The 16,288-nt window shown below is 60.9% G+C and carries 18 protein-coding genes; 4 read left to right on the forward strand and 14 right to left on the reverse strand.

The window, feature by feature from the left end; all coding sequences use genetic code 11:
• Positions 1–37: 37 nt before the first annotated feature.
• From QEO92_RS30520 to QEO92_RS30545, 6 genes are all read right to left on the reverse strand, one after another.
• A complete protein-coding gene (locus QEO92_RS30520) occupies positions 38–1,936 on the reverse strand; it encodes a nitric oxide reductase activation protein NorD (RefSeq protein WP_227705803.1) in 1,899 nt (632 codons plus the stop codon).
• A 10-nt stretch (positions 1,937–1,946) separates the two neighbouring features.
• The gene (locus tag QEO92_RS30525) at positions 1,947–2,759 is read right to left on the reverse strand and encodes a CbbQ/NirQ/NorQ/GpvN family protein (RefSeq protein ID WP_037145453.1); all 813 of its coding nucleotides are present in this window, start codon (positions 2,757–2,759) and stop codon (positions 1,947–1,949) included.
• 60 nt (positions 2,760–2,819) lie between these two features.
• Positions 2,820–4,166 carry a nitric-oxide reductase large subunit gene (locus QEO92_RS30530; RefSeq protein WP_037145454.1) on the reverse strand — a complete coding sequence of 449 codons (1,347 nt, stop codon included), beginning with the start codon at positions 4,164–4,166 and terminating at the stop codon, positions 2,820–2,822.
• 21 nt (positions 4,167–4,187) lie between these two features.
• Positions 4,188–4,640: a c-type cytochrome gene (locus QEO92_RS30535; RefSeq protein ID WP_037145455.1), complete on the reverse strand. Its 453-nt coding sequence runs from the start codon at positions 4,638–4,640 to the stop codon at positions 4,188–4,190.
• Between the two features lie 255 nt (positions 4,641–4,895).
• On the reverse strand, positions 4,896–5,168 hold the full coding sequence (locus tag QEO92_RS30540; protein WP_037145456.1) for a cytochrome C oxidase subunit IV family protein: 273 nt from the start codon (positions 5,166–5,168) through the stop codon (positions 4,896–4,898).
• A 15-nt stretch (positions 5,169–5,183) separates the two neighbouring features.
• Complete coding sequence (locus tag QEO92_RS30545; protein WP_227705804.1) at positions 5,184–5,735, reverse strand: cytochrome c oxidase subunit 3; 552 nt, start codon at positions 5,733–5,735, stop codon at positions 5,184–5,186.
• A 115-nt stretch (positions 5,736–5,850) separates the two neighbouring features.
• On the opposite strand from QEO92_RS30545, the gene QEO92_RS30550 reads away from it, so the two are divergent.
• Both QEO92_RS30550 and QEO92_RS30555 read left to right on the forward strand, forming a co-directional pair.
• Complete coding sequence (locus tag QEO92_RS30550) at positions 5,851–6,006, forward strand: hypothetical protein (protein WP_200883902.1); 156 nt, start codon at positions 5,851–5,853, stop codon at positions 6,004–6,006.
• Between the two features lie 10 nt (positions 6,007–6,016).
• Positions 6,017–6,700, forward strand: a complete 684-nt coding sequence (locus QEO92_RS30555) for an NnrU family protein (protein ID WP_227705805.1) — start codon at positions 6,017–6,019, stop codon at positions 6,698–6,700.
• Between the two features lie 58 nt (positions 6,701–6,758).
• On the opposite strand, the gene ubiV is transcribed toward QEO92_RS30555, so the two are convergent.
• The 3 genes from ubiV to ubiT are packed head-to-tail and all read right to left on the reverse strand — an operon-like array spanning position 6,759 to position 9,180.
• Positions 6,759–7,700: a ubiquinone anaerobic biosynthesis protein UbiV gene (ubiV, locus tag QEO92_RS30560; RefSeq protein ID WP_227705806.1), complete on the reverse strand. Its 942-nt coding sequence runs from the start codon at positions 7,698–7,700 to the stop codon at positions 6,759–6,761.
• 2 nt (positions 7,701–7,702) lie between these two features.
• Entirely contained in the window at positions 7,703–8,680 is a 978-nt protein-coding gene (gene ubiU / locus QEO92_RS30565; protein WP_227705807.1) for a ubiquinone anaerobic biosynthesis protein UbiU, read from the reverse strand.
• Complete coding sequence (gene ubiT, locus QEO92_RS30570) at positions 8,671–9,180, reverse strand: ubiquinone anaerobic biosynthesis accessory factor UbiT (protein WP_227705808.1); 510 nt, start codon at positions 9,178–9,180, stop codon at positions 8,671–8,673. The genes ubiU and ubiT overlap by 10 nt, the downstream gene beginning before the upstream one ends.
• Before the next feature lie 291 nt (positions 9,181–9,471).
• On the opposite strand from ubiT, the gene QEO92_RS30575 reads away from it, so the two are divergent.
• Positions 9,472–11,625 carry a methyl-accepting chemotaxis protein gene (locus tag QEO92_RS30575; RefSeq protein ID WP_227705809.1) on the forward strand — a complete coding sequence of 718 codons (2,154 nt, stop codon included), beginning with the start codon at positions 9,472–9,474 and terminating at the stop codon, positions 11,623–11,625.
• Positions 11,626–11,671: 46 nt separating this feature from the next.
• Here the strand turns inward: QEO92_RS30575 and QEO92_RS30580 are convergent.
• From QEO92_RS30580 to QEO92_RS30600, 5 genes are all read right to left on the reverse strand, one after another.
• Positions 11,672–12,618, reverse strand: a protein-coding gene (locus tag QEO92_RS30580) for an IS630 family transposase (protein ID WP_407721030.1) whose coding sequence is annotated in 2 segments (ribosomal slippage) — positions 11,672–12,277 and positions 12,280–12,618 — 945 coding nt in all. Because the reading frame shifts where the segments join, the coding sequence is not laid out codon by codon here.
• A gap of 92 nt (positions 12,619–12,710) precedes the next feature.
• On the reverse strand, positions 12,711–13,184 hold the full coding sequence (locus QEO92_RS30585; RefSeq protein WP_037146033.1) for a hemerythrin domain-containing protein: 474 nt from the start codon (positions 13,182–13,184) through the stop codon (positions 12,711–12,713).
• 44 nt (positions 13,185–13,228) lie between these two features.
• Positions 13,229–13,504, reverse strand: coding sequence for a DUF6522 family protein (locus tag QEO92_RS30590; RefSeq protein WP_037145465.1), 276 nt, complete (start codon positions 13,502–13,504; stop codon positions 13,229–13,231).
• A 60-nt stretch (positions 13,505–13,564) separates the two neighbouring features.
• On the reverse strand, positions 13,565–14,227 hold the full coding sequence (gene ric / locus QEO92_RS30595; protein WP_227705810.1) for an iron-sulfur cluster repair di-iron protein: 663 nt from the start codon (positions 14,225–14,227) through the stop codon (positions 13,565–13,567).
• Positions 14,228–14,330: 103 nt separating this feature from the next.
• Positions 14,331–15,842 carry a UbiD family decarboxylase gene (locus QEO92_RS30600; RefSeq protein ID WP_227705811.1) on the reverse strand — a complete coding sequence of 504 codons (1,512 nt, stop codon included), beginning with the start codon at positions 15,840–15,842 and terminating at the stop codon, positions 14,331–14,333.
• A gap of 233 nt (positions 15,843–16,075) precedes the next feature.
• Between QEO92_RS30600 and napE the strand changes: the two genes are divergently transcribed.
• Positions 16,076–16,243 carry a periplasmic nitrate reductase, NapE protein gene (gene napE, locus QEO92_RS30605; protein WP_037146038.1) on the forward strand — a complete coding sequence of 56 codons (168 nt, stop codon included), beginning with the start codon at positions 16,076–16,078 and terminating at the stop codon, positions 16,241–16,243.
• Positions 16,244–16,288: the final 45 nt, after the last annotated feature.

A 16,288-nucleotide genomic window follows, 5' to 3' on the forward strand; every position in this document is an offset into this window, starting at 1 on the left:
AATCCGCCGCGGCCGAACCTCCGCGCGGCCGGGTTCTCTAGCCCGTCAGGCCGCGATAGATGGCGGGCAAGGCCGCCGGCAGTTTCGAAATGTTTCCGACAACCGCATAGCCGTTGCGGCCGAACATCGTCGGCAGATAGGATTTTGCGTCCTGGTCCACCGTCACGGCGAATACGTTTACACCCTGGCGACGCGCTTCCTGCACGGCGCGGCGACTATCCTCCAGCGCGAAACGGCCCTCGTAGTGATCGATGTCGTTCGGCTTGCCGTCGGTCAGGACGAGAAGCAGGCGCGTCCGGTTGGGACGTTTTGCCAGTTCGGCGGTCGCATGTCTCATGGCGGCTCCAAGACGCGTGTAATATCCGGGCTTCAGCCCGGCGATACGATCCTCGACACCCGGAGAAAGCCGTTCATCGAACCCTTTCACAGTCTCGACCCGCACCCAGGAACGGCGTCGCGACGTGAAGGTCAGGATGGAATGATCCGTGTCGCAGCCGGTCAAACCTTGCGAGAGGACGAGAAGCGCTTCCTTCTCGACGTCCAGGACCCGCCGGTTGTCGATCCATGCGTCGGTGGAAAGGGAGACGTCGACGAGTATGGTGACCGTAAGATCGGGGTTGCGCGGCTGGCTCGTGATGTGAATGCGGTCCGTGCCCTGTCCACCGGCCACGAGGTCGGTCCGGCGTCGGACAACCGCATCCAGATCGAGCTCCGCTCCATCAAGCTGTGATTTGAGGAGTTCCTGGCGAGGGCGCAGGATCTCGAATTGCTTGCGCACCTTCCTGACCAACGCCTTCGTGTCGTTCGACATGGAAAGGCGATCGCCGGAGACCGCCACCGGAACGGCAAGAACCCGGCAATGGTTCTTCAGATAGGCGGCCTTCCGGTAATCCCATTCGGGATAGGTCAGATCGGCGGCGATTTCCTGGAGGTCGACCATTTCGGGCGGAAGGTCGAGATCGAAGCGGAAACGGGATGAGGGACGTTCCCGCCGATGCCCGAGGACCATCTCGTCGAGATCCTCGGCAGCCTTTCCATCCTCATCGGGCGTGTCGTCGGTCGGCCGGTCGACATTGACCATTTCGGCCATCGCCAGGATCTTTTCGAAACGGTTCAGGATGAAGGGGCTCCGGTCGGAACGCTTCTCGTCTTCACGCTCCCGTTGGGCGGCAAAGCGGCGTCCTCCATTCGACCCTTGCGGATCGCCGAGCGGGGCTTCCGAATCCGTGGCCGAGGAGCGGCTTTCCTCCTGCTGGAAGAATTCCGGCCAGAGCGGCACATCCATCATCGGCTGATAGCCGGGCGGGGCATGGTGCGGGAATATCGCTTTGGGCAGATCGTCGGGCAGGCCCGCGCCGGTGCGAAGAAGGCTGACGATCCTGTTTTCCAGAAGCTGTTCGACCGCCGGAAGCTTGCCGCGATGGCGTTCCGCAAGTGTTGCCGCGCAAAGGCGTCGATAGGCCGGACGCAGCCCGGGGAAGGCGGCTAGGGCGGCTTCCACGTTGGTCGTGGAAAGGTGCAGCCGCTCAAGATCGCGGATAAGGGGATCGGCCGACGTGGGCTGTGCCTCCGGCAGCATGGCCACGGCGGCGGTCAACCAGATGAACAGCTCGCGGTTGAGGCTGCGATCGGGAAAGAAGTCGATGACCTCTGGCAGCATTGCCCGTGCAAAATCCCGGCCGGACCGGGCAAGCCGCTCCTCGCCCAGCCCGACGAGCTGGCGAAGCTTCAGCCTATGTTTCGACGTGCGCTGATGGGCAGCAACGAGCTGGACGGCGTGATCGCCGCCGAAGCCGCGGAAGCAGGAGGCGAGCATCGGCTTGATCTCGTCCAATGCGACCGCGTGTTCCGGATATCGCGGCGTGCTGCGCGTCTGGCCGATCAGCCGATGCCAGGCCTTGCCGACGGTTTCTTCCAGTTCGAGGAAGTCCAGCATTGATCTGTCCTCAAGCTACGACCGCATTTGCGACTTCGAACAGCGCCGCCCGCACATCCGGATCATCTGTCAGTGGCTCGATCAGGGCGGCACGGATCGCGTCACGCGGCTTCAGGCCGCTTTCGATGAGCGAGGCGCAATAGACGAGCAGGCGCGTCGAAACGCCTTCTTCGAGATCGTGTCCCTTGAGCGCCCGCAGGCGGTGGGCGAGGGTAACCAGCGGCACGACATGCCGCTCCGCAAGACCGCTTTCTGCCGCAACGATTGCAACCTCCTGTTCCCGGGGCAGGAAATCGAATTCGATAGCGATGAACCGTTGCTTGGTCGAAGGCTTCAACGTCTTGAGAATATTCTGGTAGCCGGGATTGTAGGAGACGACCAGCATGAATTCCGAGGGGGCTTCCAGCACTTCTCCCGTTCTTTCGAGAGGCAGGATGCGCCGGTCGTCCGTCAGCGGGTGGATGACGACGGCGACATCCTTTCTCGCCTCGACGATCTCATCGAGATAGCAGATACCGCCGCCACGAACCGATCTCGTCAGCGGCCCGTCGACCCATACGGTCTCGCCGCCTTTCAGAAGAAAGCGGCCGGTCAGATCGGCGGCCGTCAGATCGTCATGGCAGGAGACGGTGGAGAGCGGCAATTCGAGCCGTTCCGCCATATGGCTGACGAAGCGGGTCTTGCCGCAGCCGGTCGGGCCTTTCAGAAGAAGCGGAAGCTGCCGCTTCCATGCCGTCTCGAACAATTCGCATTCGTTTCCTGCAGGAACGTAGTGAGGGACCTGCCCGGCATCTGCGGTTTTGACCTGAGGGTTCGCGTTCATTGGGGTATCCTTGATCTTTAGAGGGGGAGCAGCTCCATCGGGAGATGGAGCCGCATCGCATCATTCGGCCGGCTGGATGCTTGCGCTGCCAGCAAGGTTTTTCTCGCGGCCAGGGACGAACAGAGCCCAGAGGAACATCAGCGCGGAGATCAGCACGAAGACGCCCGAGCCGAGGCGGATCCAGTAGAAGATCGCCAACTGGTCCTGGACATCCATATAGCCTTCGCCCAGGACGCGCTGGAGATGCACCTGAAGGACGCCCGCAAAGGTCAGAGCGAAGGTCATCACCGACATGGCTGTGCACATGATCCAGAAGCTGACGATCGAAAGCCACTGGTTGTACGGGCTGCGACCCCGGATTTCCGGAACCGCGTAGGCCATGACGGCGAGGTTCAGCATGACGTAAGCGCCGAAGAAGGCGAGGTGGCCGTGGGCTGCGGTGACCTGCGTGCCGTGGGTGTAGTAGTTGACCGACGACAGCGTATGCAGGAAGCCCCAGACGCCCGCTCCGAAGAAGGCCATGACCGAGCAGCCGATCGACCAGAGGAGCGCGGCGCGGTTCGGATGCTTGCGGCCGGCCTTCCAGGTCATCACGAACGTGAAGATGACCATGGTAAAGAAGGGCGCCACTTCAAGCGTCGAGAAGAGCGAGCCGATCCACTGCCAGTAGCCCGGCGCGCCGATCCAGTAGAAATGGTGGCCGGTGCCGAGAATGCCTGAGAACAGGGCAAGCCCGACGATGACATAAAGCCACTTCTCGACGACTTCGCGGTCGATGCCGTTGAGCTTGATCATCAGGAAGGCGAGGACCGAAGCCATGATCAGTTCCCAGACCCCTTCGACCCACAGGTGGACGACATACCACCAGTACATCTTGTCGAGAGCCAGATTGGCGGGGTTGTAGAAGGCGAACAGGAAGAAGATCGCGACACCCCAGAGGCCGAAGATCAGGATGTTCGTGACGACGGTCTTGCGCCCCTTCAATACCGTCATGGTGATATTGAACAGGAACATCAGGCAGACGACGACGATGCCGACCTTGATAATGAAGGGTTGTTCCAGAAATTCGCGGCCTTCATGGATCTTGAAGAGATATCCGACGACGGCCACAGCCGCGGCGCCCAGGAAGATCCAGAACTGGGCGATGGCGAGTTTCGGACTATATAGTTCCGTCTCGGCCTCCTCCGGCAGGAGATAGAAGGTGGCGCCCATGAAACCGATGAGCAGCCAGACGATCAGCGCATTGGTGTGCACCATGCGCACGATGTTGAACGGCAGAAGTTCGGCGAGCGTATTCGGCAGGACGTAGATGGTGCCTGCAAGCACGCCGAACAGGACCTGAGCGATGAAGAGGCCAAGCGCGCCGTAGAAATACAGCATTGCGACCTTTTGCGTCTGATATTTCATGTGTTTTTCCTTCCCGTCAGATCAGCCGGCATCGTTCGGCGGCCAGTTCTGGGTCTTGATCTTGCTGGTCCATTCGAGGAAGTCGGCCAGATCGTCGAGTTCCTGTTCCGTCAGATTGAACTGCGGCATCTGCCGCCTGCCTTCGATTCCGCTCGGCTGTGAGGCCATCCATGCTTTCAGGGTGGCGCGGGCGGTGTCCGGGTCTGTATCGCCGCCCCAGCGCTTCCACACATTGCCCACTTCCGGCGCGAAATAGGCGCCTTCGCCGAGAAGGGTGTGGCAGTTGATACAGGAGTTTTTTTCCCAGACGTGTTTGCCGCGCGCGACGGAATCCGTCAGCGTGGCCTCGTCCGTGGAGGTGGTTCGCATGTAGTAGTGGCTGTGGGCGGTGAGCCCCAGAAAGATTGCGAAGAAGAACGCGGAGCCGCCGTAAAAGACGTTGCGTGCCCCGGTCTTCGTGAGGCGTTCTGCCATCCTGATGTCCCCTATGTGCGGATGCCTTTGGCAAATTCGGGAATCGAGCCGCGGATGCGGACGATGACCCGTGGAGCTTCTATGCGAGGATTCCGGGATGGGTTCTTTGCGCTTTCCCAAACAAAAAGTCGGAGCTTCGAGAGACCGCAATCTCGAAAGGCGAGGGCCGGCTTTCCTTGGCACCCGGTAGGGAGCAATGACGGCCGCGCCTGCGGTCAGGGCACGCGCCGGCTTGAGAGGGGAGCTCAGGTTTGCCTAGAGAACAGCCGCCAGCACGGCCTTGCCCAGGGAGAGAGCCGCGAAGAAGGTCGGCCAGATCATCAGCGCACGGGCCAGGAGAGGCCGGGTTCCGCGCAGGCTCATGAAGTCGAGCACGATGAGCCGCACTTTCGCGACCGTCATGACCAGGATGGCCGTGAACGCGATCATCGGGATCGCCTCCTGCTTCCACTGGGCCGCGATCAGCGCGCCAACGATGCCGAGCATCAAGACCCAATTCGCGCTGCCGAAGAGTTTCGAATCGTTCATTCCGGCCTCCCGACCCTAGCTCAGGTAGATCAAGGGGAACATCACCAGCCAGACGATGTCTATGACATGCCAGACGGTCGTCAGGATGACGATTGTCGAGCGCTCCAGTCTAATCGCCGCCAGCACGAAAAGAGCCGCTACGAAAGCCACATGCGCCAGGTGGAAGCCGGTGATGAGAAAATAGAGTTCGAAAAAGGTTTGAAGATTCTCATCGCCGGCAGCGGTCCATTCGGAGCTGTACTCGACGAATTTCAACGCCACGAAGAGGAAACCCAATGCCGCGGCAAGCAACAGGAAGAGGCGCTGTCGGCCGGGTTTGTCCTGAGAGTTCGCCGCAAGCGCGGCCTGCCAGCTGCTCGCCAGGAGCACGACGGTGTTGAAGCCTGCCAGCCGAGGTGTGAGGTGGAGCTTTGCAAGCGCAAAGCTTTCCGGGTGAAGCATCGACATGACGAGATAGCCGATCAGCAGGATACCGAATGCTGCAAGCTCCCCCCATACCAGTACCCAGAGAAGAAGGTCACTGCCTTCATCCGCCTCGTCGGTCGCCGGGATTACCGCCATTCTCATGTCTCCGTTATTTTCGGGGCAGAAGATGAGGGCAATTCAGGCGCCGCTCTTTGTCATATCGCAAAGAAACGAGAGATGGAGGGCTTAGGATCAGGGCAAAACCCAAGGATTTGTCATGTCTGACGCTCAAATAGGCCTCGTGATGGCCGCTCCGATCATTGTCATATTCGCCATCGCACTGAAGCGCATGGGGGTGCTGCAGGGGTACAGCTCGCTGGCGGCTGTTGTCTTTTCAGTTGCCATTGCCGGCGTTCTCTTCTGGCAACAGTAGCAGTCCTGCCATGCCGGAGTTCCTTTTGGCGTTTACGGCGTTCGTCGCCCTGCACTCCATACCGGCGGTGCCGCGGATCCGTGGCACGCTGATCGGATGGATGGGGCACGGAAGTTATATCGCCGCCTATTCCGTCGTTTCCACCGCGGCTCTTGCCTGGCTTTTCCTTTCCGCCCTGAGCCTCGATTACGTAGAAGTCTGGCAGCCGGAGCCATGGCAGGCCTGGTGCACGCTCCTGCTCTCGCCGATCGGGCTGTTCCTGGTTCTGGCCGGCCTTTTCAGCCGGAATCCCTTTTCGATTTCGTTCAGGAAGAAAGGCGAACCGGACGCCATCGTGGCCGTGACGCGCCATCCGGTTCTATGGGGTTTCCTGTGCTGGTCGATCGGGCATATCCCGCCCAACGGAGATCTGCGTTCGCTCCTCCTGTTCGGCGGCTTTTCCGTCTTCTCCGCCGGCGGGTTCCTCATGCTCGAAAGAAGGGCGCGTCGCGCATTCGAAACCAGATGGCCGGTGGCCTCTTCGCAAACCTCCGTCATTCCGTTCGCAGCAGCCATCAAAGGTCGAGCCAGGCTCAGGATCGACAGGCCGATGGCCGTGGCAATCCTTTGCACCATCGTGCTCGTCTTCTGGCTCCTTGCTGGAGGGCACGCCGCTCTGATGGGCGCGGATCCGCTTGTTTTCCTTCGTGCTTGATCACGCCCTGACGGGACGTGCTTCAACCATCGCGTCGGTCGCACATTGCTTAGCCAGATTAGTCCAGGCCCACGCCATGGGCCGTATTGCGGGCACGTGCGACCCATGCAGCTCCTTCGCGCGCATGATGAAAACCGTTCGAAAGCGGGGCCATCGGATAGATCTCGCGCAGCAGCGCGATCGCCTCGTCTGCATCCAGCGTGTCATCGAGCACGGCGCGGTAGAGCTTTGCGACCGCCACCATGTCGCAGTCCTGGGGCGACAGTCGGATTGCCGAAACGCCGCATGCGGAGAGGCTTGCGAGTTCACCCAGGAGCGCCTGACAGGTATGGGAAACGGTCTGCACCCCGTTCAGGGCGAGGAAAGACTGACGGTCAAGGGTTTTCACCGGCAGGCCGTCCGGGTCTTCTCCGCACACGAACTGGCAATTGTCCTTGATCCTGCCCTTGGATCTGGCATGCGCGCATCGCGCCGAAATCGCGAGCGGCATTCGGCCGAAGGCGAACACCTCGAATGCGATCCGGGGGCTGTCGGCAATGATTTTCTCGACGGATGCGAAAGGCAGTTCCGGCGGCAGACAGATCGCGGTCGCACCGCGGTCAGCGAGCAGTTTGGCCGTCGCTGCATTGTACACATTGACCAATGGGCCGATGCTGTGAGGCCTGCCGTTCAGGAGCCCCAGGGCGGAAAGGTCGTTGGCTTCGATCAGATGCTCGCTGTCGGAAACGAGTTCCCGGATCTGACGGCTTTCCCGCTCCAGCGTGACGAGCGAAAGCGTCGACAGAACCACACTCTTTCCGGCCGCTTCAAGCCGCTCTATCACCTCGGCGATGTGGGGTTCGATGAAATGCTGGCGCTTGGAGCAAACGGTCTCGCCAATCACCACGCGATCCACCGGCGCTTCGTCGGCGATGCGGAAATGAAAATCGCGCCATTTGGGGCCATCCCAAAGATAATAGACAGGTCCCATCGTCAAGGAGGGCGGGACGGTGCGGCTCATGCTCATCTCCAGCGCTTCTCATAGGCGCCAGATGTGGTCTTCTGGCCTTCGCTCAGGTTACGCAGGCCGGCAAGCAATGCGGCTCGCTTGGTAGGATCGGCCGACAACGCCCTCTTCAGGGTCGACACGACCTCGGCGACATAGGCCTTGCCGCGCTGGCGGCCCTCGATCTTCAAAGCGCTGACACCCGCGGCGGCAAGCGCATCGATCTCGCCCATCACATCGAGAGAAACCGGGTCCTCGAAAGCATAGGCGCGACTGTCGGCGATATCGAAGCGGCCCTTGCAGAGAGTGGGGTAACCGGCCGCCTCGCCGGCGGGGAAGCGATTGATGGTATAATCACCAAGCTCCGAAACCAGCTCGTTGCCTTCCTGACGGTAACGCACGTGGCTTGCCGGCGAGCAGACGCCGTTCATGTTTGGCGATTTTCCGGTGGCATAGGAGGATAGAGAACAGCGCCCCTCGGCCATGACGCAAAGCCCGCCGAACACGAAGACCTCGATCTCGCAACGAATCTGCGGCGCAATGCGAGCGATGTCGGCGATGGTTAGCGTCCTCGGCAGGACGACCCGTTTGGCATTGAACGCATCGACCAGAAAATTGATCGCATCCGCGTTCGAGGCGGAAGCCTGGACCGAGACATGCAGCCGCTGTTCGGGATAACGCTCCGTCACATGCGCCATCAGGCCGAAATCCGCGAGGATCAAGGCATCGGCGCCAAGCGCGACCGCGTCGGCGGCAGCGCGATACCATATCTCTTCGTTCCCGGCGCGCATGAAGGTATTGAGGGCAACAAAGGTCTGCGTGCCGTGGCGACGGGCATAATCGATCGCCGTGCGCAGTTCGTCGCGACTGAAATTGAGGCCGGGGAAATTGCGGGCGTTGGTCTCGTCACGGAAGCCGCAGTAAACGGCGTCGGCTCCTGCATCGACGGCCTCGCGGAAGGCCGCGGGCGTTCCGGCCGGGCAGATCAGTTCCATGCGGAGACCTCGTCGGCAAGTGCACGACGGCGAATGCCTTCAGCCAACTTTCCGAAGACCGGAGCGAGAGGACCGGCGAGGGCGGACAGGTCACGCGGCAGGTCGATGTCGGCGTCGTCGAGCGCATTCCGCATCGCAAGCATGGCCTCCATGTCTCCTGTGATGGAAAGATCGCGCGAGAAGAACAATGCATCGGCATCGCAACGGCCTTCGAGCAGTGCAAGCAAGATGAAGAGCGGCCCTTCCACCGAGGCATCAACCGCGCTCTGCATTGCCGACTTTCTGATGACGCAGATCGCCGGCCGGGCCGGCTCCACGATAAAGGCGAGCGGCAGGTCGCCCGGCAGAAAGGCGAAGCGTTTCGCCTTGTGCTCCCCCAGCCGTTCGAAGAGATCCGGATGCTCCTTCAACACCCGCTGGAACAGCATTCCCGTCGCTCGTTCAATCGCCGCAAGCGGCATGTAGTTCAGGGGAATGGCGAGCAAGCGGGGAAATTCCATATTGACACATCCTGCTGAAATGCGGGCTTAGGCTATCGACTGCAGGAGGGGCGGTGTTTGAGCTAGCGCAAAGACAAACGACAGTTCCGGTCGAACGGGTTCGGGCTCATGGCCGTGCTGATCCGCAAGCAAGATTTGCCAATGGGGTGCGGATAGTTTTGCCCGGCGGCTGAATGCTGGGTTGTTTGCGCTGCGGCAAAGAGGCGAGCGGCGCGTGTGGTAGCATAAAAAGGCCGGGAATGAATTGCGGCATTTCGGCATGAGGCCGGCATCGCTCCGGAACCTTTGTTCATGCGTTTGTCTGATGTCGCAATCACCAAGAGAATCCTGCTCTCCGTCTGTATTCCGCTTCTTCTCGCCACCGGGCTTTCCTATGACAGGATCGACAGCGGCCTCAGCACCTACCGTGACACCGCGCATCTGGTCGATGTCACCGAGTATATCTCCCATGTCGGAGAAGCCGTTCATCAACTGCAGATCGAGCGCGGGGAGAGTGCAGCGATCCTTGGCGGAAAAGCCGCAGGCGCCGGGGAGCACCTGAAAAAGGTACGGCTGGACTCCGATCAGTGGATTTCGGTTGTCGCGCAGGCGGATCTCGGCGGCCCGACGATACGGCGCGAGGAGCTTCAGGCCTTGACCGATGTCCGACGGAGAATCGATCGGATCGGTATGACCTCGGATGAAAGCAGCACGTTCTACACCCGTCTGATCGGACAATTTCTCGCGATACCGCGTACTCTGGCGGCACAGAATACCGACAGCGGGCTTTCAACGGAGATCGCCGCCTATAACCAGCTCTCCCAGGCGAAGGAGTTCGCGGGGCAGGAGCGGGCACTCGGCAATGCCGCGATCTCGTCGGGGCATATCGATGCTGCAGCGCTTCTGAGGCTTTCCCTTCTCTATGGCAGCCAGTCGATATTGCTCGAAGGGTTCAAGGTGAACCACCCGGACCTCGCCCAGGATATCGAGGCAGTTCGTCCGGACAGCGATACGATGCTTGCGTCGATGCGCCAGCGGTTGCTCAGCTCCGGCACGGATGCGGATCTGTCGAGCTGGAACGCGGCACAATGGCATAAGGCGGCGACCGAACGCATCAATGCTCTACGAGTAATCGAGAAAAAGATGCTGATATCCCTGCGCGAAAAGGCAGCGGTTCTGGCGCAGCGGGAATTGGAGACTCTCGTAACGATGGGAACGGTCCTGGCGCTGGCGATTGCGGCAGCGCTTGCCTTGTCGACATCGATAGGCCTGGGCGTCGTCCGTCCGCTCAGAAAACTCACTGAAGCCGTGCAGCGCCTGGCCGAAGGCGAAGTCAGTGAAGCGTCAGTTGCGGCCGATACGAAGGATGAGATCGGAGCACTGGCTCTTGCCGTGCGTCACGCAATCGAGGCTGCCAGGGAACGGGCGGAGCTTGATCACCGGGAGCAGATGCGCCGTGCTGCGGAGAGGCAGAAAGAGGCCGAGCTCATCGAGCAGGAGCGAGCCGCCCGGTCCCGCGAACTCGAACATGCCTTGCGGCAACTGGATGGCGGGCTCAAGGCGCTCGCCAGCGGCAATCTTGGCCATCGTATCACCGAGGAACTGGCATCCAATCTCGAACCGCTCCGGCTGACATATAATCAATCGGTTCAAACTCTGGAACGCCTTGTCTTCCTTGCCGGCAGCAACGCCAACTCGATCAACGATGCCTGCACCGATCTGCACGAAGCGGCCGACGACCTCGCCCGCAGGACTGTCGGCCAGGCCGCGGCTCTGGAAGAGGCCGCCGCGGCGCTGGAAGAAGTGGCAACGGCGGTGAAAATGTCGGCTAGCGGCGCCGAGGAGGCAAAGAAGTCGGTGGGGATCGCCAATTCCGATACATCCCAGGCCGCAAAGGTCGTCGCCGACACGGTTGCTGCCATGCAGGAGATTGCCAAGTCTTCCCATCAGATCGGCCAGATTATCGGGGTCATCGATGAGATCGCGTTCCAGACAAATCTCCTGGCCCTCAATGCCGGCGTGGAAGCTGCCCGGGCCGGGGAGGCTGGAAAGGGATTTGCCGTGGTTGCTCAGGAAGTGCGAGAACTCGCTCAACGCTCTGCAACGGCGGCACGCGAGATCAAGGCTCTTGTTGCGAGCGCTTCGAGAGATGTTTCCGGCGGAGTCGCCCTGGTCGGGCAGGCGGGGGCCGCGCTCGACGGTATCGAACGCCACGTCCGGATGATCAACCAGCAGGTCTTGGCGATCGTTCAATCCTCGGCCGAACAATCGGTGGCCCTTGCAGAAATCACGTCGACAATCAGCCAGCTTGACCAGATCACGCAGCAGAACGCATCGATGGTCGAGCAGACAAACGCAGCCACCCAGTCTCTCGCAAGCGAGACCGAGAAACTGAGGGCACAGCTCGGCGCGTTTCAGACCGGAGAGGAGATAGGCTCCGATATTGGAAGACGTGCCGCGGCGTGAGGGGAACTCGTATCGCGGAGGCGAGCCTGGCTAGAGCGGGATGATTTTAGATCCGTTCATATCCGGCCTCGTTGAAATAGTTCTGGCATTCTTTTGGAGAAACGGTTTGGAGGATGGTTGCGAGCGCGTCATGGATGGCGTTGCGGCTTCTGGCCTGCGCCTCGCGTAGCCGGTGTTTGATCTTGGCGAAGAGCTTTTCGATCGGATTGAGATCGGGGGAGTATTGCGGCAGGAAGAACAGCCGCGCGCCGGCCTTGCGGATGGCGGTGCGGATCGCCGCGGCCTTGTGCGAGCCGAGATTGTCCATCACGACGATGTCGCCGGGCGTGAGCTCCGGCACCAGCACCTTTTCGACATAGACGAGGAAGCTCGTCGCGTTGATCGGCCGGTCGATGACCCAGGGCGCGCTGACGCGATCAACGCGCAGGGCGGCAATGAACGTCATGGTGTTCCAGTGGCCGAAGGGAGCCTGGCCGAACAGCCGTTCGCCGCGCGGCGCCCAGCCTCGCAGCGGCGCCATGTTCGTCTTCGTCCAGGTCTCGTCGATGAAGACGAGGCGGGCCGGATCGATGCGATGGCGATGCTTCAGCCAGCGGCTGCGTCGGGCGGCGACATCGGGCCGGTCGCGCTCGCTGGCGACCAACGTCTTTTTTTATAACTCAGCCCTTCCTCATGCACGCAGATCCAGACGGAGCGGTAGTCGACCTTCAGGCCCCGCTCCGCCAATTCCGCGACCAGCCCGCGCAAGGTGAATGCCTGCGCGCGGCAGCGCTCGATTAGCCAGGCCCGATGCTCACCGGCGATCGCTCGCGGCTTGTGCCCGCCCATCTGGCCGGCGGCGGCGCTGCCCGTCTCACGGAAGCGCCGTACCCAATCGATCGCCGTGCTGATGCCGATGCCGAAGCGCTTCGCCGCCGCCCGACAGGACACCCCATCGCGCGTCACTGCACCAACAACACGGTCCCTAAGGTCATCCGAAAAGGGTCTCGCCATCCTGGCCGGCCTCCTGCACCGGCCTGAATAGTGAATCTGATTTGCTCACAAAAGGGAATCCCCATGCCGATTCCGCCTAAATTCATCCCGCTCTAGGCGAGAACTTCGCGACCTTCGGCCTCCGCGACCAAAAGTGCTTCGATGATCAGTTTTTCGGAAAGAACGTGTCTGCGGACGCTTTCCAGGAAGCCCTGGAGCATGTAACGAACGGCCTGTTCAGGCGGGATGTCGGGCCTTTCTGCCATCGCTTTCAGCGTGAGCGATACCTCCTCGCAGGTCAGCACGTCGCAGCGGTGCTCGGCTTTCAGTCGCTCGATCAACGTGGCGGCGAAATGCGAGCCGGCATTCCTGTCGAAATCCGGGAACAGGATTCGTTCCTCCACCTGATGCGTCTGCTGCAGAAGCGGAATCATGATCTGCGACGCGCGCAGGCAGGCGTCGCGGTCCACGTCCGACGGGAGCGCAAAAGCTATCTCTTCCAGGACGAGGCAAAGCGCCATGAGAGCTTCGTGGTTCCTTTCGAGCTGGGCGAGAGCATGCGTGTTCAGGTTTGCGTCTGCAGGCATATTCATTCCCTCATTGTCACCAGGAGCTGGAGGTTGCATCAGCGTCAGGGCCCGCGAACCCGGCCGCCTCCGCGAACGAATGTCATGGCTTCGTCCCGGACCTCGCCTTCGTTGCTCAGGATGGCGCGCCACAGGCGGTTTCCAAGGCGAACGCTGAGGCGGCAGGTCCCGATGTCCTCAGCTTCGCCACGCTCCACCATGCTTTTCACGAGACCTTGCCGGATTCTCTGCCGGAAGTCTTCGCCTGATAGCCCGAACCGACCGGCGAGCTCACCGGATTCCAAGATGAAGTCCCCGTTTGGGCCCCGTTCGATATGCATCGCTTTTCCTTCGTCGATGATATTGAGGCGGGATCTACCGCTTCAACGCGCTTTGACATTCTACGACACGGTTTCAAACCTTGGGAACAGCACTTCGTTTTCGAGATGCATATGGACGACAAGGTCGTCGGTGAATTTGCGCAATCCCGTATAGAGCGCCGTCCAGGATCTGCAGGCACCTTCCGGCAGGGCAAGGCTGTGCGTCACATGCTCGATGGCCTGCAGATGCTGTGCTTCATCTTCATGCTCGTGCCGCATTTCGGAGATCGGATGGGTGATCATCGGGCTGCCGCCGCGCTGCATCATCGGAAAGAGCACCTGCTCCTCCCTTTTCATATGGCCTTCCAGATCATCCCGCAGCCTCGTCAAGGTTTCTGAAAGTCCGATCGGCGCGGAAGGGTGAGCGGCATGCACTCGCTCGACTTTCTGGGCCAGAGGGATAAGCCAATCGAGCTCTTCGCGATGCGCGGCGTGATACCTGCTGAGGATGTGCGCAATCAGGGCCAATGTTTCCTGCGGCGCATCCCGTCCCGATGCCTGCTCGAGGGCCTCCAGATCGGCGATCAGGGCGGCCGGCGCAAGACCTGCCTGTTCAGCCGCCATGGACAGAGGTATGTCGCCGCCGCAGCAGAAGCTGATACCGTGACGGCGAAAGATTTCGGCGGCACCCGGCAGTTCCGTGGCGAACGCGGCGACCGTCTTGTCCGGGTTAATTCCACTCATGATGTGCTCCTCGTCGATGATGATTTCAGGATTGCGGTGAGGCCGGTTTTTGTTCTCTCGCAGGTGCCGCTCGCAGCTCGAAGCTCTGCAAATGATCGGGTTGTCATGGCGAGACCCCGCCGAGGCCGAGGGACGCCCACATGCGGTCGATCTTTCCCACGACTTCCGGGGACATCTGGAGAACCTGTCCCCATTCCCTCGCTGTTTCCGAACCGATCTTGGTCGTGGCATCCAGCCCCAGCTTGCCACCGAGCCCAGGCTGCGGAGAGGCAAAATCGAGGTAATCGATCGGGGTTTTATCCACCATCATGAGGTCGCGGCCGGCATCGAAGCGGGTGGAAAGCGCCCAGATGACATCCGGCCAGCTTCTGACGTCGATGTCGCGATCCACCACGACGATCAGCTTGGTATAGCTGAACTGCGGCAAGATCGACCAAAGGCCCATCATGATCCGCCGTGCATGCCCCGGATAGCGCTTGTCGATCGAAACGACCATCGCCCGATATGAACAGGCCTCCGGCGGGAGCCAGAGATCGTGGATTTCGGGGAACTGGCGCTTGACCAGCGGGATGAAGAGCTCGCTCATGGCTTCACCAAGCGTGGATGGCTCATCCGGGGGGCGACCGGTATAGGTGGAGAGATAAATCGGATTGCGGCGCATCGTGATCGCCGAAAGGGAAAGAACAGGAAAGGCCTCGGCGGCGTTGTAGTATCCGGTGTGGTCTCCGTAGGGGCCCTCTTCGGCCACTTCGGCAGCGGAAACCAGGCCCTCCAGAACAATTTCCGCCTCTGCGGGAACCGGAAGCGGCACAGAGAATGCCGGCGCGATCTCCTGCCGCCTGCCTTTCAACAGACCGGCGAAATTCAACTCGCTCAGGTTCTCCGGCAGCGGCATGACGGCAGCGAGGATTGTTGCCGGATCCGCACCGATGACGACCGCCACCGGCATGTCGCGGCCGAGCGCCTGCCACATACGGTGGTGTCTCGCGCCACCCCGATGGGCCAGCCAGCGCATGATCAGGCGGTCCTTGCCGAGCTTCTGCATCCGGTAGATGCCGATATTGATATCCGTCGGGTCGTCCGGCGCGCGCGTGATCACCAATGGCCATGTAATGAGGGGGGCGGGCTCGCCGGGCCAGCACGACTGGATCGGCAACCGGCCGAGATCGATTTCCGTGCCTTGCCAGACGATCTCCTGGCAAGGCACGCGAGATGTCGAACGGGAGTTCAGGGCGAGGGCGGCTTTCAGAAGCGGAAGTTTCTGCCATGCATCACGGACCGATTTCGGCGGCTGCGGTTCACGCAATTCACTCAGGAAAGCGGCAAGTCCCGAGATGCCGCCTGCCTCAAGCCCGAGGCCCCATTCTATTCTCTCACGTGTCCCGAACAGATTGGCGAGGAGGGGGATCGGCTTGACGTTGCCGGAAGCATCGACCGGCTTTTCGAAGAGCAGCGCAGGCCCCTGATCCACAAGAACCCGGCGATGAATTTCGGTGATCTCATGAACCAGCGATACGGGTCGAGATATCCGCTTCAGCCGCCCTCTGCTTTCCAGAAAGGCAACAAAATCCTGAAGATTGGCGTAGCGGCGGGGAACTGGGACATCGGCTTTCATCCCCGCCAGATTCAGAAGAAAAGAACAGATGTCTTTGCGCTTGCGCAAATAGGCCAAGGCAAAGAGATGCAGACCGGGAGTGACAGGAAGCCCTCTGCTTTTCAATGCATGCATTCGGCAACCAAAAGGCGATGCGCATTTCATTTTTGGCTTTTTTTTGAGCGATTCAATGTTAGATTGCATAGCAAGTGCGCAGCATGGAGGATTGATTGGTCAATTTTTCCACCGAGCAACTGAAGGATGGAGCGCCAAAATCCCGCAGGCGCGCTGAACTTTTAACGTTTGTCATCCTGGCCTTTGGCATCTGGCCTATCGTCGCCGTTGGCGTGGTCGGCGGATACGGCTTCCTGGTCTGGATGTACCAGATCATCAGCGGCCCTCCCGGTCCCCCCGGTCATTGAGGCTCGTCATGCAGGATCGTCGCCTCACCCGATACCGTATCCTGC

The sequence above is a fragment of the Neorhizobium petrolearium genome (genome assembly GCF_029854435.1).
Classification (GTDB): domain Bacteria; phylum Pseudomonadota; class Alphaproteobacteria; order Rhizobiales; family Rhizobiaceae; genus Neorhizobium; species Neorhizobium petrolearium.

Excerpts from the sequence above, each read along its gene's own strand:
- QEO92_RS30520 (WP_227705803.1), bottom strand. The coding sequence starts at position 1,936 with ATGCTGGACTTCCTCGAACTGGAAGAAACCGTCGGCAAGGCCTGGCAT.
- QEO92_RS30525 (WP_037145453.1), bottom strand. The coding sequence starts at position 2,759 with ATGAACGCGAACCCTCAGGTCAAAACCGCAGATGCCGGGCAGGTCCCT.
- QEO92_RS30530 (WP_037145454.1), bottom strand. The coding sequence starts at position 4,166 with ATGAAATATCAGACGCAAAAGGTCGCAATGCTGTATTTCTACGGCGCG.
- QEO92_RS30535 (WP_037145455.1), bottom strand. The coding sequence starts at position 4,640 with ATGGCAGAACGCCTCACGAAGACCGGGGCACGCAACGTCTTTTACGGC.
- QEO92_RS30540 (WP_037145456.1), bottom strand. The coding sequence starts at position 5,168 with ATGAACGATTCGAAACTCTTCGGCAGCGCGAATTGGGTCTTGATGCTC.
- QEO92_RS30545 (WP_227705804.1), bottom strand. The coding sequence starts at position 5,735 with ATGAGAATGGCGGTAATCCCGGCGACCGACGAGGCGGATGAAGGCAGT.
- QEO92_RS30550 (WP_200883902.1), top strand. The coding sequence starts at position 5,851 with ATGTCTGACGCTCAAATAGGCCTCGTGATGGCCGCTCCGATCATTGTC.
- QEO92_RS30555 (WP_227705805.1), top strand. The coding sequence starts at position 6,017 with ATGCCGGAGTTCCTTTTGGCGTTTACGGCGTTCGTCGCCCTGCACTCC.
- ubiV (WP_227705806.1), bottom strand. The coding sequence starts at position 7,700 with ATGAGCCGCACCGTCCCGCCCTCCTTGACGATGGGACCTGTCTATTAT.
- ubiU (WP_227705807.1), bottom strand. The coding sequence starts at position 8,680 with ATGGAACTGATCTGCCCGGCCGGAACGCCCGCGGCCTTCCGCGAGGCC.
- ubiT (WP_227705808.1), bottom strand. The coding sequence starts at position 9,180 with ATGGAATTTCCCCGCTTGCTCGCCATTCCCCTGAACTACATGCCGCTT.
- QEO92_RS30575 (WP_227705809.1), top strand. The coding sequence starts at position 9,472 with ATGCGTTTGTCTGATGTCGCAATCACCAAGAGAATCCTGCTCTCCGTC.
- QEO92_RS30585 (WP_037146033.1), bottom strand. The coding sequence starts at position 13,184 with ATGCCTGCAGACGCAAACCTGAACACGCATGCTCTCGCCCAGCTCGAA.
- QEO92_RS30590 (WP_037145465.1), bottom strand. The coding sequence starts at position 13,504 with ATGCATATCGAACGGGGCCCAAACGGGGACTTCATCTTGGAATCCGGT.
- ric (WP_227705810.1), bottom strand. The coding sequence starts at position 14,227 with ATGAGTGGAATTAACCCGGACAAGACGGTCGCCGCGTTCGCCACGGAA.
- QEO92_RS30600 (WP_227705811.1), bottom strand. The coding sequence starts at position 15,842 with ATGAAAGCCGATGTCCCAGTTCCCCGCCGCTACGCCAATCTTCAGGAT.